Source organism: Stenotrophomonas maltophilia group sp. P373 (assembly GCF_053295075.1).
In genome coordinates this window covers 1,272,623-1,294,209 of sequence record NZ_CM129994.1, presented here as the reverse complement: position 1 = coordinate 1,294,209, position 21,587 = coordinate 1,272,623, and the positions used below count along the sequence as shown (strand labels likewise).

The window sequence follows — 21,587 nt, the reverse complement described above, 5'->3', positions numbered from 1 at the left end:
GGTGCTTCTTCCCTGTTTCCACGCTACGTTCCATTCGAAATCGTCCTGCCAGCCGCAGTGCTGCAGGAACGTGAACCGAGGCTGCGCCACCATGGACAGCCACGGCATCGCGCGACAGGCGCAATGCCGCAGTACAGATCGGCCGGCGCGGGAGTTTCTGAAGGATGAATTTCCGCAGGGCGCGCGTCAGCCCGGTGCAAGGGCTCGCGGCAAAGCGTTGGCAGGTTGCGGAACGAGCGTTCGCCTCGTGCCTGCAAAGCGGCGCATGCGGCTGCACGACAGCCGTGCAGCGAAGTGCAGCTGCGAAGTATGCAGTGCACGGCCCACGCCCGCAAAGCGATTCCGTTCAGTCGCACACGCCCTGCGCGCGGGCCACGCTACAGTCGGCGCATGACCATCGTCCTACAGATTGAAGGCGCCGCCATCGATGACATCGCCAGCCTGTACGCGGAGATCAACCGCGTGTTCATGGCTGGCGAGGCGTGGCAGCTCGGGCCAAGCCTGGATGCGCTGGACGACCTGCTGCATGGCAGTTATGGCGCGTTGGCCGGCCAGGCGCAGGCCACGCTGATCTGGCGCGATATTGCCCACAGCCGCACGGCCCTGGGCATGGAGACCACCCGCCAATGGCTGCAGGCAAAGCTGGACACACCGGGCAGTTTCAATACGCAGGCCATTGCCCACCAGCTGCAGGCCCTGCAACGGGGCGAAGGCCCGACCTACTTCGAGATCGTCATGGAGATTTTCACCAGCCACCGGCAGATCACGCTGGTCCCGGCCTGACTCCTTTACGTGCCGTACCGGCCTGCCACCGGTGGCGGCAGCCCTGCGCCCCAGCAGTTACCATGGACGGCCCTGTACCCGCTCCGCTGCGGCCGCCATCCGGCGCGGCCGGATGCCCAGATCCACGAGTCCCATGTCCAAAGACAAGTCCGCCGAACATACCCCGCTGATGAAGCAGTTCTTCGCAGCCAAGTCCGAGTACCCGGACCTGCTGCTGTTCTTCCGCATGGGCGACTTCTACGAGCTGTTCTACGACGATGCGCGCAAGGCCGCGCGCCTGCTCGACATCACCCTGACCCAGCGTGGCAGCTCCGGCGGCGCACCGATTCCGATGGCCGGCGTGCCGGTGCATGCCTACGAGGGCTACCTGGCACGGCTGGTGGCGCTGGGCGAGTCAGTGGCGATCTGCGAGCAGATCGGTGACCCGGCGCTGGCCAAGGGCCTGGTCGAACGCAAGGTGGTGCGCATCGTCACCCCCGGAACCGTCACCGACGAAGCGCTGCTGGACGAGCGCCGTGACACCCTGCTGATGGCGCTGTCGCGCACGAAGCAGGGCTACGGCCTGGCCTGGGCCGACCTGGCCGGTGGCCGCTTCCTGGTCAACGAAGTGGAAACCGACGATGCGCTGGAAGCCGAACTGGCCCGACTGGAGCCGGCCGAGCTACTGGTGCCCGACGAAGAAAACTGGCCGGAATTCCTGCGCCAGCGCACCGGCGTGCGCCGCCGTGCGCCGTGGCTGTTCGATGCCGACAGCGGCCGCCGCCAGCTGCTGAACTTCTTCAAGCTGCATGACCTGAGCGGCTTCGGCATCGATGACAAGCCGCGCGCGACCGCTGCCGCAGGTGCCCTGCTCGGCTATGTCGAGGAAACCCAGAAGCAGCGCCTGCCGCACCTGACTTCGATCGCGATGGAAACCGCTGGCGAGGCGATCGCGATGAATGCCGCCACCCGTCGCCACCTGGAACTGGATACGCGCGTCGACGGCGATACCCGCAATACCCTGCTGGGCGTGCTCGACAGCACGGTGACGCCGATGGGCGGCCGCCTGCTGCGGCGCTGGCTGCACCGCCCGCTGCGCCTGCGCGAGGTGCTGGTGCAGCGCCACCATGCGGTGGAAACCCTGATCGATCGCGGCAGCGACGCCGACATCCGCGAACAGTTCCGCCGCCTGGGCGACCTGGAACGCATCCTCACCCGCGTCGCACTGCGCTCGGCGCGCCCGCGCGATTTTTCCACCCTGCGTGATGGCCTGGGGCTGCTGCCCGCCGTGCGCGAGGTGCTGGCGCCACTGGACTCGCCGCGCCTGCAGGCCCTGCACGCCGCGCTGGGCGAGCATGACGCGTGCGCGCAGCTGCTGGCCAGCGCCATTGCCGAAATGCCGCCACTGAAGCTGAGCGACGGCGGCGTGCTGGCCGACGGCTTCGATGAAGAGCTGGACGAGCTGCGCCGCCTGTCCACCCATGCTGACCAGTTCCTGGTCGATCTGGAACAGCGCGAACGCGAAAGCAGCGGCATTCCCACCCTGAAGGTGGGCTACAACCGCGTGCACGGCTACTACATCGAGATCAGCAAGGGCCAGTCCGACCGTGCGCCGGTGCACTACACCCGTCGCCAGACGCTGACCAATGCCGAGCGCTACATCACCGAAGAACTGAAGGCGTTCGAAGACAAGGTGCTGTCCGCGCGCGACCGTTCGTTGTCGCGCGAGAAATACCTGTACGAGCAGCTGCTGGACACCCTCGGCGAACAGCTGGAACCGTTGAAGCAGTGCGCCGCTGCGCTGAGCGAACTGGACGTGCTGGCCGCCTTCGCCGAGCGCGCGCAGGCGCTGGACTGGTCGCGGCCGGAACTGGAAACGGCACCGTGCCTGAAGATCGAGCGTGGCCGCCATCCGGTGGTCGAAGCGGTGCGTGAGCAGCCGTTCGAACCGAACGACCTGGACCTGCATCCCGACCGTCGCATGCTGGTCATCACCGGCCCGAACATGGGCGGTAAATCGACCTACATGCGGCAGAACGCGCTGATCGTGCTGCTGGCCCACATCGGCAGCTTCGTGCCGGCCAGCCGTGCGGTTATCGGTCCGATCGACCGCATCCTGACCCGCATCGGCGCCGGTGACGACCTCGCCCGCGGGCAGTCGACCTTCATGGTCGAGATGGCCGAGACCAGCTACATCCTGCATCACGCCACCGCCCATTCGCTGGTGCTGATGGACGAGATCGGCCGCGGCACCTCCACCTACGACGGCCTGGCGCTGGCCGATGCGGTCGCACGTCACCTGGCCTACCAGAACCGCTGCTATACGCTGTTCGCGACCCACTACTTCGAGCTGACCGCGCTGGCCGACGAACAACACGAGGGCGGCCGCAGCGGCATTGCCAACGTGCACCTGGATGCCGTCGAGCACGGTGAAGCGCTGGTGTTCATGCACGCGGTGAAGGACGGTCCGGCCAACCGCAGCTTCGGCCTGCAGGTGGCCGCGCTGGCCGGCCTGCCGCGCACTACCGTGGCGCAGGCACGGCGGCGCCTGGCCGAGCTGGAGCAGCGCGGCGGTGAAAGCCATGCCGCCGAGCTGGCGCCGCAGGCATTGGATGCGCCGCAGCAGTTCGGCCTGTTCAGCGCCCCGGCCAGCAAGGCGCAGGAAGCGCTGGCGGCGATCGACCCGGACGAACTGACACCCAAGCAGGCGCTGGAAGCCCTGTACCGGTTGAAAGCGCTGCTGTAACTGCAACGCATAGAGACGGCCTCCGGCTGCCATGCAGGAGGTCTCTTGAAAGTCTCTGCAAATCCGATTTTGCGTTTCAATTGACAGAATCTATCAATCTGAACGGATCATTCGATTATTCATTTCATCTGGCCCTAGCTAAAGTCGAGTGAAGATGTTCCACCCCGTCTTCACCCGCAGGAGCCAGCCATGAGCCAGTCCGATAACAACAGTCCCAAGTGCCCGTATCACACCGCTCCGTCGCCGGCAGAAGGCGCCCAGCAGCAGCGTGAGCTGAGCACGACGCCGAAGCAGAAGCACGGCGACGATCCGGTCACGCCGATGACCACGGCCTTCGGCGCACCGGTGGTGGACAACCAGAACAGCAAGACCGCTGGCCCGCGCGGCCCGCTGCTGATGGAAGACGTGTGGCTGCTGGAAAAGCTGGCCAACCTCAACCGCGAGATCATTCCCGAGCGCCGCATGCATGCCAAGGGATCGGGTGCGTTCGGTACCTTCACCGTCACCCACGACATCAGCAAGTACACCCGCGCCAAACTGTTCGAGAAGGTGGGCAAGCAGACCGAGATGTTCGCGCGCTTCACCACGGTGGCCGGCGAGCGTGGTGCCGCCGACGCCGAGCGTGACATCCGCGGCTTCGCACTGAAGTTCTACACCGAAGAAGGCAACTGGGACCTGGTCGGCAACAACACGCCGGTGTTCTTCCTGCGCGACCCGCGCAAGTTCGCCGACCTCAACAAAGCGGTCAAGCGCGACCCGCACACCAACCTGCGAAGCGCGCGCAACAACTGGGACTTCTGGACGCTGCTGCCCGAAGCCCTGCTGCAAGTGACCGTGGTGATGAGCGACCGCGGCATTCCGCGCAGCTTCCGCCACATGCATGGTTTCGGCTCGCACACCTACAGCTTCACCAACGCCGACAGCGAGCGCTTCTGGGTCAAGTTCCACTTTGTCAGCCAGCAGGGCATCGAATCGCTGACCGACGCGCAGGCGCAGATCCTGGTCGGCCATGACCGCGAAAGCCACGGCCGCGACCTGTTCGACGCGATCGAGAAGGGCGACTTCCCGAAGTGGAAGCTGTTCATCCAGGTCATGCCGGAGCTGGAGGCGGAAACCTACCGCATCCATCCGTTCGACCTGACCAAGGTATGGCCGAAGAGCGACTACCCGCTGATCGAAGTGGGCCAGTTCGAACTGAACCGCAACCCGGTCAACTGGTACCAGGACGTGGAGCAGTCGGCGTTCGCACCGAGCAACCTGGTGCCGGGCATCGGCCCGTCGCCGGACAAGATGCTGCAGGCACGCCTGTTCGCCTATTCCGATGCGCAGCGCTACCGGCTGGGCGTGAACCACCACCAGATTCCGGTGAACGCCGCACGCTGCCCGGTGCACAGCAATCACCGCGATGGTGCGATGCGCGTGGATGGCAACTACGGCGGCCTGCCGCATTACGAACCGAACAGCTACGGCCAGTGGCAGGAACAGCCGCAGTACCGCGAACCGCCGATGAAGATCCGCGGCGACGCCGACTTCTGGAACTTCCGTGAGGACGACGCCGACTACTTCAGCCAGCCCGGTGCGCTGTTCCGCAGCTACAACCAGGCACAGAAGGACCGCCTGTTCGCCAACACCGCTCGCGCCCTGGGCGATGCACCGGACTTCATCAAGCAGCGCCACATCGACAACTGCAGCAAGGCCGACCCGGCCTACGGTGCCGGCGTCGCCGCAGCCCTCAAGGCGCTGGCCAGCCAGCCATCGGATCCGTTCAAGCCGGCGCAACCGGAAGCGGACTTCCCTACTGCGACCCCGGGCGCGGAAGACATCGAGCTCTGATCGCCCTCCCCGTGTACGGCACGCCGCCCCCCTGTGAGGCGGCGTCGCCGTTTTAACGGTCCGCGTCGTACCTTCTGCACGCCCCACCCCAATCAAGGAATCCGCAGATGAGCCTGACCGATGAACTTCTCGCCAAACTGCAGGGCGCGCCGCTGCAGCAGGTCTCCCAGCAGCTCGGTATCAGCGATACCCAGGCCTCCGGTGCGATCAGCGCCGCACTGCCGGTGCTGATGGGCGCGCTGGGCAACAACGCCTCGCAGCCACAGGGCGCACAGGCGCTGCTCGGCGCACTGCAGAACAACCACAGCGGCCTGGACCTGGGCAGCGTGCTCGGCTCGGTACTGGGCGGCGGTGGCGGTGGTGCCGCCAGCGATGGCGCCGGCATCCTCGGCCACATCTTCGGCGGCAGCCAGCAGAAGGTCGAAAGCGGGCTGGCGCAGGCTACCCAGCTGGACAGCGGCCGCACCAGCCAGTTGCTGCAGATCCTCGCACCGATCGTGATGGCCTTCCTCGCCCAGCGTCTCGGTGGCGGCCAGGCCGATGCCGGCTCGCTCAGCCAGGCGCTTGGCCAGGAAAAGCAGCACGTGCAGCAACAGGGTGGTCTTGCCGGTGGCCTGCTCGGCAGCCTGCTGGACCAGGACGGTGACGGCCAGCTCGGCGTGGGCGATCTGCTGAAGATCGGCGGCAGCCTGCTCGGCGGCAAGCGCTGACGCCTGCGGGCGCCGGACCCGGCCCGGCGCCGCATCATTTACAGCGCGTCAATATCGCCCAGCGCGCGGATCAACCGGCGCGCGCGCTTGTCCGGCTTGTGCTCCGGCGGCTGGAACCCATCGCGCGCGGCGATGCGCAGCGCACGCTGTTCGGCACGACGCGCCTTGGAGGCCTCGCTCTCGGCATACAGCTGCTGCGCCGTCGCTGCGGGCCCGCGCTGATCGCTCAGGCCGAGCACCTGGACCTCGAAATGCTCTTCACCACGGTCGACCTGAAGCTGCTCGCCCACGCGCACCGCGCGTGAGGATTTCGGACGCTGCCCGGCAACGCTGACCTTGCCGGTCTCGATCGCCTGCTTGGCCAGGCTGCGGGTCTTGAAGAAACGGGCCGCCCACAACCAGATGTCCAGGCGGACACTGGGTGACAGCGGGGAAAGCTCGGGCATGGGGGCAGGCTACTCCAGTGGCTTGTTGAGGGGACGCGGATTGTCCGGGTCGGCCCGGCAGCCGGTGCCGCCGATCAATGGCCGCCCCCCGGAGGCCAGGTCCTGGCGCTGGCTGCCGACCAGACACTCGGGACGGTCGGTTGGCCGGATCTGGGTATCACCCAGCCGGTCGTCCATCGAACATGCGGCCAATACGACGCTGATCAAGGCCAGCGCCAGCCTCCGCTCCACCTGCAGTCGTTGATGCATTGCCACATCCCGCAAACCGGCTTGGTGCTAGTGTGCGCCTCCCGGGATTCGATCACCACTCCATGGCCAAGGCACCGCTTGACCTGACCTCCGGCCCGATCGGGCGCAATCTCCTGTTGTTCTCCCTGCCGATCCTGGCGGGCAACATCGCGCAGTCGCTGAACGGCTCGGTGAACGCGGTCTGGGTCGGGCGCTTCCTCGGCGAGGCGGCGCTGACCGCCACCGCGAACGCCAACAACATCATGTTCTTCCTGATCGGCTCGGTGTTCGGTTTCGGCATGGCCTCCACCATCCTGATCGGCCAAGCGATCGGCGCGCGCGACATCGTGCAGGCGCGGCGCGTGGTCGGCACCAGCGCCACCTTCTTCATCGGCCTGTCGGTGATCATCGCCCTCGCCGGCTGGTTCATGGCCCATCCGCTGCTGGCGGCGATGGGCACGCCGGCCGCTTCGCTGCCATTGGCCGAGGCCTACCTGCAGATCATCTTCCTGGCGATGCCGACGCTGTACGCGTTCGCCTTCCTCACCGCGGCGCTGCGCGGTGCCGGTGATTCGCGCACGCCGTTCCGCTTCCTGATGGTGTCGGTGGCGCTGGACATCGTGCTGAACCCGGTACTGATCTTCGGCATGGGGCCGTTTCCCGCGCTGGGTATCGCCGGCTCGGCGTGGGCCACGCTGGTCGCGCAGACGCTGTCGCTGGCCGGCCTGCTGCTGTACATGCGGCACAAGCGCCACACCCTGTGGCTGGGCCGCGCCGACATGCGCCTGTTCAAGCTCGACATGACCATCCTCAAGGCGCTGGTGGTCAAGGGCGTGCCGATGGGCCTGCAGATGGTGCTGATCTCGCTGTCGGTGATCCTGCTGATGACCATGGTCAACCAGTACGGGACCGACACCGGCGCGGGCTACGGCGCTGCCCTGCAACTGTGGAACTACCTGCAGATGCCAGCGATGGCGATCGGTGCAGCGTGCTCTTCGATGGCCGCACAGAACGTGGGGGCGCAGCGCTGGGATCGCGTGCGCGGCACCGCGCGCCAGGGCGTGCTGTTCAACTTCCTGCTGACCGGCGCGTTGATCCTGCCGCTGGTGCTGTTCGATCGCCAGCTGCTGGCGCTGTTCCTGCCACCGGCCAGCCAAGCGCTGGAGGTCGCGCGCCACCTCAACCACGTAGTGATCGGCTCGTTCCTGTTCTTCGGCGTCAGCTTCGTGATCTCCGGCGTAGTGCGCTCCACCGGCGCGGTGATTCCGCCGCTGCTGATCCTGGCTGGCTCGCTGTGGGGCGTGCGCGTGCCGTTCGCCGAACTGCTGCAGCCGTACTGGGGCGCCGATGCGATCTGGTTGAGCTTCCCGGTCAGCTCGCTGGTGTCGATGCTGCTGTCGCTGGCGTATTACCGCTGGGGCGGCTGGCGCAAGGCGAAGATGATGGGCAAGCCCTCGCATGCCGAAGAACTGGCCACGCCCTCTGAGATTCCCGCCTGCCCACCCTCGCCGGTGGCCGACCCGGATGCCGCACCGCTGCGGTAGTGCCGGCCGCTGGCCGGCAACTTCCCCCCCCTCCGCAAGCATCGCAAAACAGCCGGCCAGCGGCCGGCTCTACCGCTTCTTCGCCGCCGGGGATTACCACGGTAGTGCCGGCCGCTGGCCGGCAACTTCAAACCCCTCCGCAAGCATCGCAGAACAGCCAGCCAGCGGCCGGTTCTACCGCTTCTTCGCCGCCGGGGATTACCACGGTAGTGCCGGCCGCTGGCCGGCAACTTCAAACCCCTCCGCAAGCATCGCAAAGCAGCCGGCCAGCGGCCGGCTCTACCGCTTCTCCGCCACCGGGGATTACCACGGTAGTGCCGGCCGCTGGCCGGCAACTTCAAACCCCTCCGCAAGCATCGCAGAACAGCCAGCCAGCGGCCGGTTCTACCGCTTCTTCGCCGCCGGGGATTACCACGGTAGTGCCGGCCGCTGGCCGGCAACTTCAAACCCCTCCGCAAGCATCGCAAAGCAGCCGGCCAGCGGCCGGCTCTACCGCTTCTTCTTCGCCGCGTTGAGCGTCGCCGCCGCGCGCAGCAGCGCCTTGAACGCAGCGGCATCCGGCATCGCGCCTTCATGGATGTCGATCGCACGCCGCGTGTTGCCGTCCAGGCTTGCGTTGAACAGCCCCTTTGGATCGGCCAGCGCCGCACCGTTGGCGAAGGTCAGCTTCACTGCCTGCTTGTAGGTCTCGCCGGTGCACAGGATGCCGTTGTGCTCCCACACCGGTGTACCCCGCCATTTCCAGGTTTCCTGCACGTCGGGCAGCGCTTCATGGATCAACGCACGCACGCGTGCCAGTGTTTCACCGCGCCAGTCTGCCAACTCGGCGATGCGTGCATCGATCAACTCGGTGGCCGGTGTTCCGGCATCGGCCGGGTTGGGGGCATGCGTGGCCATCAGGAGCTCTCGTCGGGAAAGGAATGAGAAGGTCGGGGTTACATGCGCTCGCCGGGCAACGCGGCGGCCTGGCGCACCCAGTCGAGGAACTGTGCCTCATCCAGCAGGCCGTCCTGCGGGATGTGCAGGTAACGCGTATCGGCGCTCCTGGACGGCTCGGGCGGCACTGGCGCCAGTGCCGCGCCGCGGAAGAACGCCACCTTGATGTAGCGGGTGAAGCAATGGAAGCTGAGAAACCACCCTTCGCCCGGCGCAACCGCATACATCGGCGAGTTCCACTTCACCGCCTTGTGCACGCCAGGTACGGCCTGCTCGATCAATGCATCCAGTCGCGCGCCGATCGCACGTTTCCAGTCCGGCATGGCGGCGATGTATGCCTGCACCGGCGCATCGCCCTCGCCCTTGGCGATCTGCGGGTTGCCACCGGACAGCAGCGTGGGCGCAGTGGAAGGTGCGGTTCGCTTGGCAGGCATCGCACGGCACGGGCATCGGGATGAAGCTGCAGCCTAGCGCGGGCCCGCCGTGTGGTCACGGCGCAGTGCGCCATCGGCTCAGTCTGCCTGCCGTGCGCGGAACCGTCGCCAGTCCGGCAGCTTGCGGTGGCGGCGCAGCGAGCGCATCAGCGCCGCCATCACCATGCCGAACAGCACGCCAGCCGACAGGCCGGCCACCAGCAACAGCGCCAGCGGGCGCTCGCTGCCCTGCCACAGCATCAGCCACATCAGCGCGGTCCAGAACAGCCCGAACAGCAGGCCCTGCACCAACGCGTTGGTAGCAAATCCGGCCAGGATCGGCGGCGGCAGTGCAATGCCCAGGCGCCACAGCAGGCGATGCAGCAGCGGTGCCGACTGCACGCGCGCCAGCCCCTGGCCGTCCAGGAAGCGCAGCGCCGACTGGATCACGGCAGGATAGCGCGGGTTGATGTCGCTCATCACCTGATCGTGGCCGATGCGATGCCGGAAACGCAAACGGCCACCCGAAGGTGGCCGTCGCGGCAACAACCGAAGTTGTTTATCAGGCCTTGTCGGCCAGACGGGCAGCCTTGGCGGCAGCAGCGGCAGCCAGGTCTTCCTTGATGCGGGCAGCCTTGCCTTCCAGGCCACGCAGGTAGTACAGCTTGCCGGCGCGGACCTTACCACGACGCTTCACTTCGACCGAGTCGATGATGGCGCTGTGGGTCTGGAAAACGCGCTCGACGCCGTAGCCGTGCGAGATCTTGCGCACGGTGAACGAGGAGTTCAGGCCGGCGTTCTTGGTGGCGATGACGACGCCTTCGTAGGCCTGCACGCGCTCGCGGCTGCCTTCCTTCACCTTCACGTTGACGACAACGGTGTCGCCCTGGCTGAACTTCGGCAGTTCGCGGGTGATCTGGGCGGATTCGAATTCCGCGACGATGGACTTGTTCAGCTTGCTCATGGGTTACACCGATTCTTGTTCGGGTGGGCGTGTCGTATCGACAACGTGGGCTCATGCAGTCACCGGACTGTGCTGCACGTTTGTTTTGGGTACTGCGCGCGCCAACCGGGGCTGGCGGGAATTGGCCATGATAGCCGATAAAGCCAGCCCTGCGCTAGGGGCTGGCCTTCTGGTTCCGGGCTTGGCGGCCCTGCTCCAGCAGTTTGCGGTCGGCCTTGCCCAGTGCCTGTTCATCCAGCAGGTCCGGGCGCCGCTGGGCGGTCCGGAGCAGCGACTGCTGGCGGCGCCAGGCGGCGATGGCCGCGTGGTTGCCCGAGCGCAGCACCTCCGGCACGTCCCCCAGCGGGTGCTGGGCCGGCTGGCTGTAATGCGGGCAGTCGAGCAGGCCGAGGTCGCCCTCGAAGCTGTCCTGCGCCGCCGACTCCGCATCGTTCAGGGCACCGTCCTGCAGGCGGGCCACGGCGTCGATGATCACCGCCGCGCCCAGCTCGCCCCCGGACAGCACGTAGTCGCCGAGGGAGATTTCCTCGTCGACATTGGCCTCCAGGAAACGCTCGTCGATGCCCTCGTAGCGGCCACAGAGCAGGACCATGCGCGGCAGCGCCGCCAGTTCCCGCACCTTGGCCTGGGTCAACGGCGCGCCCTGCGGACTGAGGTAGATCACCCGCGCCGGGGTGGGATCGGCCTCTCGGATCGCCTGCAGGCAGGCCTGCAGCGGCTCGATCAGCATCACCATGCCCGGGCCACCACCGAACGGACGGTCGTCCACCCGGCGGTAGTTGCCTTCGGCGTAATCACGGGGGTTCCAGCCATGCAGGCTGAATAGTCCCTTCTCCTGCGCGCGCCCGACCACGCCCAGTCCAGCGGACTGGGCGAGGAACTCGGGAAACAGGGTGATGACGTCGAAACGCATGCTCGCACTCAGAACTCGGGGTCCCAGTCGACCACGATCAGGTTGGCCTCGAAATCGACCGATTTGACGAAGTCCGGCTGCACAAACGGAATCATCCGCTCGCGGTCACCCCGGACCACCACCACGTCATTGGCGCCGGTGCTGAACAGGTGCGAGACCTGGCCCAGGGCGACGCCCTCGGTGGTCTTCACATCCAGGCCTTCCAGGTCCACCCAGTAATACTCATCGGGCTTCGGCGGCGGCAGGGCACTGCGGGCCACGTAGATCTCGGTGCCGCGCATCGCTTCGACCACATCGCGATCCTCGACCCCGGGAAAACGGGCCACCAGGTGCTTGCCGCTGTCGCGGCCGCGTACACCCTCAACCGTGGTTTCCACGCCGGACGGGCTGCGCACGATCCACGGCTGGTAACGGAAAATGGCGGAACGAGGCTCGGTCCAGGACTCGAGCTTGATTTCGCCGCGCACACCAAAAGCGCCGACAACCCTGCCCAGCAGGATGCGGCGCTCGATATCTTTCATCTGCTTCAACCAAGAGGGCCACGCCGAAGCGTGGCCCGTCAGGATCAGGCCGCAGCGGCCTGGGACTTGGTCGCTTCCTTGATCAGGTTGCGGACCTTGTCGGTCGGCTGGGCGCCGTTCTTGACCCAATGGTCAACGCGGGCCAGGTCCAGCTCGATGCGCTTCTCGGCGCCCTGGGCGACCGGGTTGTAGAAGCCAACGCGCTCGATGTTGCGGCCGTCGCGCGCGCTGCGCACGTCGGTGACGATGATGTGGTAGAACGGACGCTTCTTGGCGCCGCCGCGGGTCAGTCGAATCTTGACCATGGTGTTTTTCCTATTGCCCAGTCGCCAGGATGGCGAGGTAAGCGGGCGATTATAGCGGCAGATCGCGGCCGGGCCAACCCCGGGGATGAACTCACGGGGTCAGATCCCTTTTGCGGCGCAAAAGGGATCTGACCCCAATTTGTCCCAAGCCACCGCCGCCAGCACCGCCCTGCCCTGTTCAGCCAGCGCCTGGGAGCCGGGCAGGACATGCCCGTCAATGGCCTCCAGCGCCCACAGGCTGCTGGCGTTGCAGGCAAAAGCCGCCTTCACGCCGGCCAGATCGGCCAGCCGCAGCGGCTGAGTGGCCTGAGGCCCCGGCCAATGCTGCTTCAGCAGTGCCTCGGCAGTCCCGCGCAGGGCCGGCGCCTGTGGCCAGAGCAGCCGCTCACCATCGTGCACGGCCAGGTTCCAGGTGCTGCCTTCACTCACGTCGCCATCGGCGGTGACAAACAGCGCATCGTCGAATCCGGCCGCCAGCGCCGCGCGGCGTTCGGCGAACAAACCAAACGTGCCGACGTGCTTGATCTGCGGCAGTTCACGCTGCCAGGCCACGCTGCGCACGCGCTTGGCGACGGTCAGCGTCACCGGCGCTGACACCGCCACCAGCACGTCCACCGGCACCGCCGCCAGCGGATTGCGGAAATCGAAGCGGCGCGAGTACACCGTCACCCGCAGCGAGGCATCGACCTGCCCTGACTGCTGCAATGCCTGCGCCATCCATGCCTGTACCTGCACCGTGTCCAGTTCGCTGCCGAACAGTTCGCGCGTAGCCTGTGACAGCCGCGCCAGATGCAGGTCCAGCCCCTGCACTGCACCACCACGCACCTGCAGCGAGGTGAAGTGGCCGTAATTCACCAGCGCCGGCAGGAGATCCTTCACCTGCGCCGCCCGGCCGTTGCAGCTCACCATCATGGCAGCAGTGCCTGCGCCTGTTCCCACATGCCGCGCAGCACGTCGGCGGCCGGCTGCGCCGGTGCCATCCACGCCGACTGCCCGGCCCAGGCCTGCATCGCTGCGAGACGATTGTCCTGCGCCGCCTGCCTGCGCATCGGGGCGGTCAGGCCGCGCTGCACCGGGTATGGACGCGGCGCGGGGGCGCCTTCTGCGGCAGCGGCGCGCACATAGGGCGTCGCCAGGCCACGGCCCAGGCGACCACTGAAGGCGCGGGTCGGCCAGGTATCTTCCGGTTCGCTGGCGGCCAGCCCATCGGCCCACGCCGAAGCGATCGCCGCTTCCGGCGTGCGCAGGAAGGCGGTGCCGATCTGCACCGCACTGGCACCCAAGGTGAGTGCGGCAGCGATGCCACGCCCATCGGCGATGCCGCCGGCGGCAATCACCGGAATCTGCAGCTGATCGGCCAGGCGCGGCAGCAGCGCAAACAGTCCCACCAGCTGGCGCTCGGCCATCGCCGGATCAAAGGAACCACGATGGCCGCCGGCCTCCGCGCCCTGCGCCACCACCGCGTCGGCGCCGGCGTCCTGTGCCGCGCGCGCTTCGGACAAGGTGGTGGCACAGGCGATCCAGGCGATGCCGGCGTCCTTCAACTGCTGCACGTGGCGCGGCAGCAGCACGCCCATGATGGTCGAGGCCACCGCAGGACGCGCCGCCAGCAGTGCGGCGAACTGTTCTTCGAAGTCGGCCGGCGTGGCGTCGGCGGCGCTGGCCGGCACCTCCGGGCCCCATTGCGCGAGGAAGGCGCGGCTGGCGGCCTCGGCGGCAACGTCACGGGCAGGTACAGGGTCCGGCATCCACAGGTTCACCTGCGCCGGACCGCTGGAGGCTGCGCGGAAGTCATCCATCCAGCGACCGATATCGGCCGAAGAGGACAACACCGCGCCCATTGCGCCCATGCTGCCGGCGTTGGCCAGCGCAGCCGACAACGGTACCGGGCAGGCACCGGCCATCGGTGCCAGCAGGATCGGAACGGAAACGCCAAAGCGCCGGCAGAACGCCTCGGCGCGGGAAGCTACAGCGGAACTCTGCATGACGGCCCATCGTTTCGGACAGGCCCCCATGGTGCGCGCAGGACAGGGGAAGAGTCGAGCCTGCTGCCCGACGGCCTGCTGCGGCGCTTGTGCGCCGCCGCCCGAGCGTGGGCCCGGGCGCTACATCAGATTGCGGACGGGGCCGTCATCAACGGAACGGCATGCCGCGGCCGCCCATGGCGCCCATCATGCCCTTCATGCTGCGCAACATGCCCTTCATGCCACCGCCGGCCATCTTGCTCATCATCTTTTCCATCTGCATGTACTGCTTCATCAGCTTGTTGACGTCGGCCGGCGTCACGCCCGAGCCCTTGGCGATGCGCGCGCGGCGCGAGCCGTTGAGCAGGTTCGGATTGCGCCGTTCCTTCTTGGTCATCGAGCCGATGATGGCGATCATGCGCGGCACTTCCTTGCCCTGGCTGACCTGCTGCTTCAGATGGTCGGGGATGTTGCCCAGGCCCGGCAGCTTGTCCATCAGGCCGCCGATGCCGCCCATGTTCTGCATCTGCTCCAGCTGGTCACGCATGTCGTTCAGGTCGAATTTCTTGCCCTTGGCGACCTTCTCGGCCAGCTTGGCGGCCTTGTCCTTGTCGACCTGCTGCTCGACCTGCTCGACCAGCGACAGCACGTCGCCCATGTCGAGGATGCGGCTGGCGATACGGTCCGGGTGGAACACGTCCAGGCCTTCCGGCTTTTCACTGACACCGACGAACTTGATCGGCTTGCCGGTGATGTAGCGCACGCTCAGCGCGGCGCCGCCGCGGGCGTCACCGTCGGTCTTGGTCAGCACCACGCCGGTCAGCGGCAGGGCATCGCCGAAGGCCTTGGCGGTATTGGCCGCGTCCTGGCCGGTCATGGCGTCGACCACGAACAGCGTTTCGGCCGGATTCACCGCAGCGTGCAGGGCCTTGATCTCGGCCATCATCGCTTCGTCGATGGCCAGGCGGCCGGCGGTATCGACCAGCAGCACGTCGACGAACGACTTGCGTGCATCGTCGATGGCGGCGCGGACAATGGCTTCCGGCTTCTGGTCGGCACTGGACGGGAAGAACAGCACGCCGACCTGCTCGGCCAGGGTCTTCAGCTGTTCGATCGCGGCCGGACGGTAGACGTCGGCCGAGACCACCATCACCTTCTTCTTGCGCTTTTCCTTAAGATGCTTGGCCAGCTTGCCCACGGTGGTGGTCTTGCCGGCGCCCTGCAGGCCCGCCATCAGGATGATGGCCGGAGCGGGCACATTGAGGTTCAGGTCGCTGGCTTCGGCGCCCATCACCGCTGTCAGCTCGTCGCGCACGACCTTGATCAGCGCCTGGCCCGGGGTCAGCGACTTCAGCACTTCCTGGCCGACCGCGCGCACCTTGATGCGCTCGATCAGGGCCTGCACCACCGGCAGCGCAACGTCGGCCTCGAGCAGCGCGATGCGCACTTCGCGGGTCGCCTCGCGGATGTTCTCCTCGGTCAGGCGGCCGCGGCCACGCAGGCGCTCGATGGTGCCGGAAAGGCGCTGGGTCAGGGACTCGAACATGCGGCGCAACCTGTCTGAAAGCGGGGGACAATAAGGCAGACAGTATAACGGGTCTGGCTGTCTCCCCGGACTGCGGCCACGGGGCCGTCGCCAGCATCACGGGGGTATGCGAAACTGCAACGATGACAATCGTTCTCATCGCCGTCCTGCTCTACCTGGCTGCCAGTGCCCTGCTGGTGCGCGCGCTTGGCCGCGATGAGACGACCGGCTCCCCCATCTGGCTGTGGCCGGCCCTGCCCGCCATGCTGCTGCACGGCGGCTACCACGTGATGGTGGCGATGCGCACCAACGGCGGGCCGGACATGCACTTCTTCGCCGCACTGTCGCTGGTCGGCCTGGGCATGGCCTGGCTGACTTCGCTGGTCGGCGCGCGCGGGCGGATGTCGGCGTTGGGCGTGGTGGTGTTCCCGCTGGCCGCCGTGCTGCTGCTGGCCTACCACGGTTACGGCCACGAACCGAGCAAGGTGCTGGGCTGGCGCCTGGCCAGCCACGCCTGGCTGGCCCTGCTGGCCTACGCCACGCTGAGCATCGCCGCGCTGCTGGCGATCATGCTGTGGCTGCAGGAACGCGCCCTGCGCCGCCGCGAGTTCCGGCCTTGGCTGCGCGCGCTGCCGCCGCTGGCCGACCTGGAATCACTGCTGTTCCGGGTGATCACCGTCGGCTTCGCGCTGCTGACCCTCACCCTGGTCACCGGGGTGCTGTTCGTCGACGACCTGCTGGCGCAGAAGCTGGTGCACAAGACCGTGCTGAGCGTGCTGTCGTGGATCGTGTTCGGCGTGCTGCTGATCGGCCGCCGGCGCTACGGCTGGCGCGGCATGAAGGCGGTGCACTGGACGCTGGCGGCGATGCTGTTGCTGCTGCTGGCCTTCTTCGGCAGCCAGTTCGTGATCGAACTGGTGTTCGGGCATTCGCGATAGGCGGTGTGCCGACCAACGGTCGGCACCCACCGGCGCTACCGTCAAGGCTGGGCCAGGATCTTCCGCACCGAACGACCACTGTTGGTGACGATGTCATCAACCTGCCAGCATCCCTGCCCGTGGCGCACCATCGGCAAGCGGGTCAGGTAGGCCTTCTTCCACACCGAATAGCGCATCTCGACCTGGCCGGCGGAGGCCGAAGCCTCCTTCCAGCTGTAGCGCACCGGGGTTTCGATGTCACCGTCCTGCGCATCCAGCCACGGATCCGAATCGATTGTGCAGATGCCCTCTTCGCGCTGCTGGCAGGCGCGCTCTCCACGCAGTGCCTTGCCGAAGGCAGGGCTGACCAGCGCCGGGGGTGGCTCCAGCAGATCACCGTTGCCCGTCGTTGCCTGGTAGAAGGCGCGGGCCACCGCCTCTGGTTCCTGGCAGGCGGGTGACGCCTGCACGGTGGGGGCCAGCAGCAGCCCGGCGATCATCAACATCCATGTCTTTCGCATGTATTTTTCCCTGAGGTAGTGCCGGCCGCTGGCCGGCACTACAGGATCTCCCGGTGCTGCCGGCCAGCGGCCGGCACTACCCGATATCCGGCCTACAACCCGTAACGCTCGATCACGTCCAGATGCGGCTGGCGATCCTGGTCACAGGCTTCAGCCAGGCGCAGCCAGCAATGCGGATGCGGCCACGTCGCGGTGTGCTGCTGCAGGAAGCGGTGCAGTGCCAGCGGTGCGTGGTCCTGCGGCTGGGCCACGGTGAACAGCAGGCCGGGCAGCGTACCCTCTTCCACATCGGGGTCGGTGACGGTGTAGTCCGGCCGGCTGTGTGACCACACCTTCCAGCCCTGTGCCTCGGCCGCCTCGACGAAGGCATTCCAGGCCTCTTCGCCCGGGTGCGCGCCATCGATCATCCAGCTGCGGGCGAAACCGCCGCGCTCCAGTACATGCACCTGCGCATAGGTCGGGATGAAATGCTCGCGTGCTTCCTCCTCCTCCGGGGCCGGATGCACCAGCGCGGCATCGAACACCACCCAGTCACCCACCTGCTGGGCGCGGTTGGACGGCGCGTTCTCGACGATGCGCGCGGTCACCGGACCGCTGCGACGGGCGTAGTACTCCATCGGTTCGCCGTTCTCCTCGCTGCGGATGATCACCCAGCCCCACGGCTCCTCGACCACGCCATCCTGGCTGGACAATTCCATGCCGATCGCCGCCGCCGAGCGGCGCACCGCGTCCCAGTCGCGCGCCGCGCTGGCTGCACTCATGTGGTCCCAATGCGCGGCATTGGGCTCCTCCAGCAGCTCCACCAGCTGTGCATAACAGGCCTGGGCCTCGCTGAAACGGCCGGTTTCCATGTACATGCGCGCCAGCGTGCCGCGCGCGCCGTGCGAGCCCGGAGACAGCTCCAGAAGCGATCGGGCCGCCTGCTCCAGCGCCGGCCAGTCGGACACGCGGCGTGCACGCTGCACCTCGCACCAGTGCGCGAACACCGGCACGCTGCCGCGATAGAGATCGGCCAGCTGGCGCAGTCCGTCGTCGTCGCCCTGTTCGGCCAGCCAGCGCATCAGCGTGTAGGCCGCGGGGCCATCGTGCTGGGTATGGCCGCGTACGAACCGCCACAGCAGCGACCGCGCCTCGGCCTGCGCGCCGCAGGCATTCAGCGCGGAGGCAGCCATCTCGGCAAGCGCCTCGTCATCGGGCAGCTCGGCATGCGCCTGCAGCAACCACTGCGCTTCGCGCTCGGGATCGCGCGACTGGTTCTGTTCGCCCTGCGCGTCCAGCCATGCCAGCAGCTCGCCCGCCGGCACCGGCAGCGGCGCGACGTCCGGCAATGCCTCGATGCGCGCGGCCAGGCCGGCCACCAGCGCCGCAGCACCCCGATCCTGGCGCAGCTGCGCCAGATGGGTGCGGGCCAGTTCCAGCTGCCGCAGTGCGACCCAGCGCGCGCCACGCTGCAGCGCCAGCTCCAGGCTCAGCGCCGCGACTTCGATCAGCAGGCGGTGCGAACCGACCCGTGCGAAGTGCTCGATGATGGTGTTGAAGCGCGTGCCCAGATCCCACGTATTGCGCGCGGGATCACGCTGGCACAGTGCTGCGGCGGTGTTTGCCCACAGCCGCCAGTAGTTCGGGGTCAGCTCGCTCCACGGCACCAGCTGCTGCAGCGCCTCTTCGTCGCGGCCCAGCTGGGCCAGCGCCCAGGCCTTGGACAAGCGACGCGGCACCGTGCAGTTGGCCGGTTCGTACTCCCCGGAGGCTGCCACTTCGGCCTCGCGCTTCTCGATCAGCGCCAGTGCCTCGTCGGCGCGGCCTACAGCGAGCAGGATCTTGATCTGCATCTCGGGGAAGCTGTCGAACACTTCCTTGCCACAGGCTTCCACGGCATCGGCTTGCACCTGCAGGTAATCCAGCGCCTCCTGGCCACGGCCATCATCGAGCAGCGCATCGGCCTTCTCGCAGCTCAGGCACTGGAAACAGGCCCAGCTCGGATCGATGCGGCCAAGGGTTTCGTCGCAGACCTCAATGCGCTCGGGCACCCAGCCCGGGCCATCGATGTTGCCGTAGCAGGCGGCCAGGTCCTGGGTCACGCAGATCGACTGCGGGCATTCCAGGGTGTCCTCGCGGTGCGCGCGCTCGAACAGCGCTACGGCTTCGCCGAGTGCGCTCTCGCCTTCCACGCGGTTGCCGACGCGGTTGCGCAGCGCCCAGTGGCCGACATAGACGTCAACCCAAGGGTTGTCCAGCGCCTTGCCCAAGGCGCGTGCTTCGGGCAGCAGGGCATCGACGCGGTCGATCTGCAGTTCACTGACCTCATCGGCGAGACGGTTCAGCAGGTGCGCGTTCTGCGCCTGGCCGGCCTGGCGCAGGTCACCCTGCAGCTTTTCGACCCAGTTCCAGATGTCCATGGGGATAATTGCTCCTGTCTAGCGAAGGCTGGATGAGAGGGTGCGGTGCTCAGCGCAGCATCTGCTGCAGGGCACCGGCGATATCGGTGAAGGCACCATTGAGATCCGGGCCCGGCGTAGCGGTCGCGCGTGCCAGCGGGCGGCCCTGCGCGGCGACGATGACTTTCAGCGAGCGCAGCAGGCGCGCCGCAGCCTCGGCCTGTGGGTGGCCCTCGCGCTGGGCGCGCAGCAGTGCCTGCACCGCCGGGTTGTCGAGGTTGAGGTAGAGCCGCGAGGGTGCGCGTGATTCGATGCGCGCGGTGAACTGGCGCGCCAGGCGCAGCGCGGCCATCGAGACGCGCTTGTCGTTCTCGTCGTCTTCCAGCCGCTGCTTCAGCTCGGCCTCGCGGTCGGGCACCACCACCACCGGCAGCGCCTCCGGGCTGAAACGTGCGGGCAGCAGCTGCTCGCCGTCGCCCAGCTGTTCGCGCAGCCACGCCAGCTGCGCCTCGTCGAGGCTGTCATCACTGCGGAACAGTGCGCGGTTGCCCTGCTCGGTGCCGAGCTCGACCAGGCGCAGGCCCTTGGCCTGGGCCCAGCGCCGCAGGAACGGCACCACCGCGTAGCGATGGCCATGCGCGACCGGTACGCCCATAGCGCGGAACAGCATCTCTTCAAAGCCGCCGCCGTTGTCGAGGATGACATGCACGGCACCGCGCGCCGGCAGCGCACTGGCCGGCAGGTCGCCCTGCGAGGTCGGTACCCGCACATGCTCCATCAGCAGTTCGAACAGGCGCTCATCGCACAGTGCCGCACCCAGCAGGGCCTCGTTGTGGCGGGTCAGCACGCGCCGCCAGGCTTCCGGTTGCTGCTTCGCAACGTCGGCCAGGCCGTCGATCAGCGCCTCCAGCAGTGCATGCTGCACCGCGCGGTACTGGTCATCGCGCTGCAGGTCTTCGCGGCTGGCGGTGGGCGTCAACCGCGAGGATTCGATCACTCCGCCGATGAATCCGGCCCACGGCGGCAACAGGTCGCGCGCGTCGTCATCCAGCAGCATCCCACGCACGAACACCGACAGGTTGCGGTTGTCGCTGGTGCCATAGGTGGCGCCATCCTGCACCCACAGCAGGCCAGTGGCATCGCTGTTGCCATCGGCGCGCAGCGGCACGGTGACGATCGGTTCGAAATCATGCTCGAACCGCGCGGCGAACTGCAGCGCCTGCCGACGCGCCTGCACTGGATGCACGGCGACATCCCCCTGGCCGCGCCACGGCGGCGGCTCGGGATTGAGCGCCTCGCCCGCAGCACCGATGAAGATCGGTTCGGACAGCAACGCGCAGTAGCGGCCCAGCACCTCATGCAGGCGCGCCTCGTTGGCCAGCGGCAGGAAGTCCGGATGCAGCTCCAGCTCCACCTCGGTGCCGACCGCGCGTGCAGGCACTTCGCTGACGGTGTATTGCTCGGCGTTGCTGGACACGTACAGATGGCCCAGATCCGGCGTCTGGTACGAGGTGGTTCGCACACTGACCCGGCGCGCCAGCACAAAGGCCGACAGGAAGCCGAGGCCGAACATGCCGATCAGCCCTTCATCGTCCTCACCGCCCTGGCGCAGGCCACGGGTGTAGCCGACGCCGACGGTGGCCAGGTAATCGTGGATCTCCTGGCGGGTCAGGCCGGCCCCAGTATCGGTGATGCGCAGCACGCCGGCACCGGCATCAACCTGCACCGAAATGCGCGAAGGCACGTCAACACCGGGCTGCTCGATGCGGCGGCGGATGATCGAGTCATGCGCGTTCTGCACCAGCTCACGCAGCGCCACCACCGGGGTGGAATACAGGTGCTTGCCCAGCACCGTCATCAATCCATTGAGATCGACCCCGGCTCGACGGATCTCGGCGTTGGGGGCGGTGAGTGCGGTGTCCTGCATGTAATCGTTTACTCCTGGGCACGGAAAGACGCCA

The 21,587-nt window shown here is 67.4% G+C and carries 21 protein-coding genes; 6 read left to right on the top strand and 15 right to left on the bottom strand.

The window, feature by feature from the left end; all coding sequences use genetic code 11:
* The first annotated feature begins 390 nt into the window (after positions 1 to 390).
* The 4 genes from ACSYHF_RS06005 (at position 391) to ACSYHF_RS05990 (ending at position 6,051) form a co-directional block, all read left to right on the top strand.
* Entirely contained in the window at positions 391 to 783 is a 393-nt protein-coding gene (locus ACSYHF_RS06005) for a barstar family protein (RefSeq protein ID WP_053498144.1), read from the top strand.
* 133 nt (positions 784 to 916) lie between these two features.
* Positions 917 to 3,508 (top strand): DNA mismatch repair protein MutS, encoded by a 2,592-nt coding sequence (gene mutS / locus ACSYHF_RS06000; RefSeq protein WP_005415745.1) that lies wholly within the window; start codon positions 917 to 919, stop codon positions 3,506 to 3,508.
* 189 nt (positions 3,509 to 3,697) lie between these two features.
* Positions 3,698 to 5,341 (top strand): catalase, encoded by a 1,644-nt coding sequence (locus ACSYHF_RS05995; RefSeq protein WP_005415744.1) that lies wholly within the window; start codon positions 3,698 to 3,700, stop codon positions 5,339 to 5,341.
* Between the two features lie 107 nt (positions 5,342 to 5,448).
* The gene (locus ACSYHF_RS05990; protein WP_065178082.1) at positions 5,449 to 6,051 is read left to right on the top strand and encodes a DUF937 domain-containing protein; all 603 of its coding nucleotides are present in this window, start codon (positions 5,449 to 5,451) and stop codon (positions 6,049 to 6,051) included.
* Between the two features lie 38 nt (positions 6,052 to 6,089).
* Here the strand turns inward: ACSYHF_RS05990 and ACSYHF_RS05985 are convergent, their stop codons facing one another.
* Positions 6,090 to 6,497, bottom strand: coding sequence for an RNA-binding S4 domain-containing protein (locus ACSYHF_RS05985; protein WP_005415742.1), 408 nt, complete (start codon positions 6,495 to 6,497; stop codon positions 6,090 to 6,092).
* A gap of 9 nt (positions 6,498 to 6,506) precedes the next feature.
* Positions 6,507 to 6,746 carry a hypothetical protein gene (locus tag ACSYHF_RS05980; protein WP_111127963.1) on the bottom strand — a complete coding sequence of 80 codons (240 nt, stop codon included), beginning with the start codon at positions 6,744 to 6,746 and terminating at the stop codon, positions 6,507 to 6,509.
* Positions 6,747 to 6,808: 62 nt separating this feature from the next.
* On the opposite strand from ACSYHF_RS05980, the gene ACSYHF_RS05975 reads away from it, so the two are divergent.
* Positions 6,809 to 8,269 carry an MATE family efflux transporter gene (locus tag ACSYHF_RS05975; RefSeq protein WP_279945892.1) on the top strand — a complete coding sequence of 487 codons (1,461 nt, stop codon included), beginning with the start codon at positions 6,809 to 6,811 and terminating at the stop codon, positions 8,267 to 8,269.
* Between the two features lie 489 nt (positions 8,270 to 8,758).
* On the opposite strand, the gene ACSYHF_RS05970 is transcribed toward ACSYHF_RS05975, so the two are convergent.
* From ACSYHF_RS05970 to ffh, 10 genes are all read right to left on the bottom strand, one after another.
* Positions 8,759 to 9,166 carry a DUF1801 domain-containing protein gene (locus ACSYHF_RS05970; RefSeq protein ID WP_065178085.1) on the bottom strand — a complete coding sequence of 136 codons (408 nt, stop codon included), beginning with the start codon at positions 9,164 to 9,166 and terminating at the stop codon, positions 8,759 to 8,761.
* A gap of 38 nt (positions 9,167 to 9,204) precedes the next feature.
* The gene (locus ACSYHF_RS05965) at positions 9,205 to 9,639 is read right to left on the bottom strand and encodes a DUF1801 domain-containing protein (protein WP_065196535.1); all 435 of its coding nucleotides are present in this window, start codon (positions 9,637 to 9,639) and stop codon (positions 9,205 to 9,207) included.
* A 78-nt stretch (positions 9,640 to 9,717) separates the two neighbouring features.
* Positions 9,718 to 10,098, bottom strand: a complete 381-nt coding sequence (locus ACSYHF_RS05960; RefSeq protein ID WP_072166884.1) for a DUF6404 family protein — start codon at positions 10,096 to 10,098, stop codon at positions 9,718 to 9,720.
* Between the two features lie 82 nt (positions 10,099 to 10,180).
* Positions 10,181 to 10,582, bottom strand: a complete 402-nt coding sequence (gene rplS, locus ACSYHF_RS05955) for a 50S ribosomal protein L19 (protein ID WP_005415736.1) — start codon at positions 10,580 to 10,582, stop codon at positions 10,181 to 10,183.
* A gap of 154 nt (positions 10,583 to 10,736) precedes the next feature.
* Positions 10,737 to 11,495, bottom strand: a complete 759-nt coding sequence (gene trmD, locus ACSYHF_RS05950; RefSeq protein ID WP_005415735.1) for a tRNA (guanosine(37)-N1)-methyltransferase TrmD — start codon at positions 11,493 to 11,495, stop codon at positions 10,737 to 10,739.
* 8 nt (positions 11,496 to 11,503) lie between these two features.
* The gene (rimM, locus tag ACSYHF_RS05945) at positions 11,504 to 12,016 is read right to left on the bottom strand and encodes a ribosome maturation factor RimM (protein ID WP_005415734.1); all 513 of its coding nucleotides are present in this window, start codon (positions 12,014 to 12,016) and stop codon (positions 11,504 to 11,506) included.
* 44 nt (positions 12,017 to 12,060) lie between these two features.
* The gene (gene rpsP, locus ACSYHF_RS05940) at positions 12,061 to 12,321 is read right to left on the bottom strand and encodes a 30S ribosomal protein S16 (protein ID WP_005415733.1); all 261 of its coding nucleotides are present in this window, start codon (positions 12,319 to 12,321) and stop codon (positions 12,061 to 12,063) included.
* 99 nt (positions 12,322 to 12,420) lie between these two features.
* The gene (locus ACSYHF_RS05935; RefSeq protein WP_447576167.1) at positions 12,421 to 13,233 is read right to left on the bottom strand and encodes an aminotransferase class IV family protein; all 813 of its coding nucleotides are present in this window, start codon (positions 13,231 to 13,233) and stop codon (positions 12,421 to 12,423) included.
* Positions 13,230 to 14,306, bottom strand: a complete 1,077-nt coding sequence (locus ACSYHF_RS05930; protein WP_072166886.1) for an NAD(P)H-dependent flavin oxidoreductase — start codon at positions 14,304 to 14,306, stop codon at positions 13,230 to 13,232. Before ACSYHF_RS05930 ends, ACSYHF_RS05935 begins: the two co-directional genes overlap by 4 nt.
* A 148-nt stretch (positions 14,307 to 14,454) precedes the next feature.
* On the bottom strand, positions 14,455 to 15,831 hold the full coding sequence (gene ffh / locus ACSYHF_RS05925) for a signal recognition particle protein (RefSeq protein ID WP_014036403.1): 1,377 nt from the start codon (positions 15,829 to 15,831) through the stop codon (positions 14,455 to 14,457).
* Between the two features lie 122 nt (positions 15,832 to 15,953).
* Between ffh and ACSYHF_RS05920 the strand changes: the two genes are divergently transcribed.
* Positions 15,954 to 16,748, top strand: coding sequence for a cytochrome C assembly family protein (locus ACSYHF_RS05920; RefSeq protein WP_005415730.1), 795 nt, complete (start codon positions 15,954 to 15,956; stop codon positions 16,746 to 16,748).
* Between the two features lie 41 nt (positions 16,749 to 16,789).
* Here the strand turns inward: ACSYHF_RS05920 and ACSYHF_RS05915 are convergent, their stop codons facing one another.
* The 3 genes from ACSYHF_RS05915 to ACSYHF_RS05905 all read right to left on the bottom strand — a co-directional run bounded on the left by ACSYHF_RS05915 (position 16,790) and on the right by ACSYHF_RS05905 (position 21,553).
* Positions 16,790 to 17,248, bottom strand: coding sequence for a hypothetical protein (locus tag ACSYHF_RS05915; RefSeq protein ID WP_032954025.1), 459 nt, complete (start codon positions 17,246 to 17,248; stop codon positions 16,790 to 16,792).
* A gap of 92 nt (positions 17,249 to 17,340) precedes the next feature.
* Positions 17,341 to 19,647: a tetratricopeptide repeat protein gene (locus ACSYHF_RS05910; protein ID WP_070489281.1), complete on the bottom strand. Its 2,307-nt coding sequence runs from the start codon at positions 19,645 to 19,647 to the stop codon at positions 17,341 to 17,343.
* 49 nt (positions 19,648 to 19,696) lie between these two features.
* A complete protein-coding gene (locus tag ACSYHF_RS05905) occupies positions 19,697 to 21,553 on the bottom strand; it encodes an ATP-binding protein (RefSeq protein ID WP_235649527.1) in 1,857 nt (618 codons plus the stop codon).
* Between the last annotated feature and the right edge of the window lie 34 nt (positions 21,554 to 21,587).

Bases quoted from the DNA above. Each gene is read 5' to 3' on its own strand.
- ACSYHF_RS06005 (WP_053498144.1), top strand. From the start codon at position 391: ATGACCATCGTCCTACAGATTGAAGGCGCCGCCATCGATGACATCGCC.
- mutS (WP_005415745.1), top strand. From the start codon at position 917: ATGTCCAAAGACAAGTCCGCCGAACATACCCCGCTGATGAAGCAGTTC.
- ACSYHF_RS05995 (WP_005415744.1), top strand. From the start codon at position 3,698: ATGAGCCAGTCCGATAACAACAGTCCCAAGTGCCCGTATCACACCGCT.
- ACSYHF_RS05990 (WP_065178082.1), top strand. From the start codon at position 5,449: ATGAGCCTGACCGATGAACTTCTCGCCAAACTGCAGGGCGCGCCGCTG.
- ACSYHF_RS05985 (WP_005415742.1), bottom strand. From the start codon at position 6,497: ATGCCCGAGCTTTCCCCGCTGTCACCCAGTGTCCGCCTGGACATCTGG.
- ACSYHF_RS05980 (WP_111127963.1), bottom strand. From the start codon at position 6,746: ATGCATCAACGACTGCAGGTGGAGCGGAGGCTGGCGCTGGCCTTGATC.
- ACSYHF_RS05975 (WP_279945892.1), top strand. From the start codon at position 6,809: ATGGCCAAGGCACCGCTTGACCTGACCTCCGGCCCGATCGGGCGCAAT.
- ACSYHF_RS05970 (WP_065178085.1), bottom strand. From the start codon at position 9,166: ATGGCCACGCATGCCCCCAACCCGGCCGATGCCGGAACACCGGCCACC.
- ACSYHF_RS05965 (WP_065196535.1), bottom strand. From the start codon at position 9,639: ATGCCTGCCAAGCGAACCGCACCTTCCACTGCGCCCACGCTGCTGTCC.
- ACSYHF_RS05960 (WP_072166884.1), bottom strand. From the start codon at position 10,098: ATGAGCGACATCAACCCGCGCTATCCTGCCGTGATCCAGTCGGCGCTG.
- rplS (WP_005415736.1), bottom strand. From the start codon at position 10,582: ATGAGCAAGCTGAACAAGTCCATCGTCGCGGAATTCGAATCCGCCCAG.
- trmD (WP_005415735.1), bottom strand. From the start codon at position 11,495: ATGCGTTTCGACGTCATCACCCTGTTTCCCGAGTTCCTCGCCCAGTCC.
- rimM (WP_005415734.1), bottom strand. From the start codon at position 12,016: ATGAAAGATATCGAGCGCCGCATCCTGCTGGGCAGGGTTGTCGGCGCT.
- rpsP (WP_005415733.1), bottom strand. From the start codon at position 12,321: ATGGTCAAGATTCGACTGACCCGCGGCGGCGCCAAGAAGCGTCCGTTC.
- ACSYHF_RS05935 (WP_447576167.1), bottom strand. From the start codon at position 13,233: ATGATGGTGAGCTGCAACGGCCGGGCGGCGCAGGTGAAGGATCTCCTG.
- ACSYHF_RS05930 (WP_072166886.1), bottom strand. From the start codon at position 14,306: ATGCAGAGTTCCGCTGTAGCTTCCCGCGCCGAGGCGTTCTGCCGGCGC.
- ffh (WP_014036403.1), bottom strand. From the start codon at position 15,831: ATGTTCGAGTCCCTGACCCAGCGCCTTTCCGGCACCATCGAGCGCCTG.
- ACSYHF_RS05920 (WP_005415730.1), top strand. From the start codon at position 15,954: ATGACAATCGTTCTCATCGCCGTCCTGCTCTACCTGGCTGCCAGTGCC.
- ACSYHF_RS05915 (WP_032954025.1), bottom strand. From the start codon at position 17,248: ATGCGAAAGACATGGATGTTGATGATCGCCGGGCTGCTGCTGGCCCCC.
- ACSYHF_RS05910 (WP_070489281.1), bottom strand. From the start codon at position 19,647: ATGGACATCTGGAACTGGGTCGAAAAGCTGCAGGGTGACCTGCGCCAG.
- ACSYHF_RS05905 (WP_235649527.1), bottom strand. From the start codon at position 21,553: ATGCAGGACACCGCACTCACCGCCCCCAACGCCGAGATCCGTCGAGCC.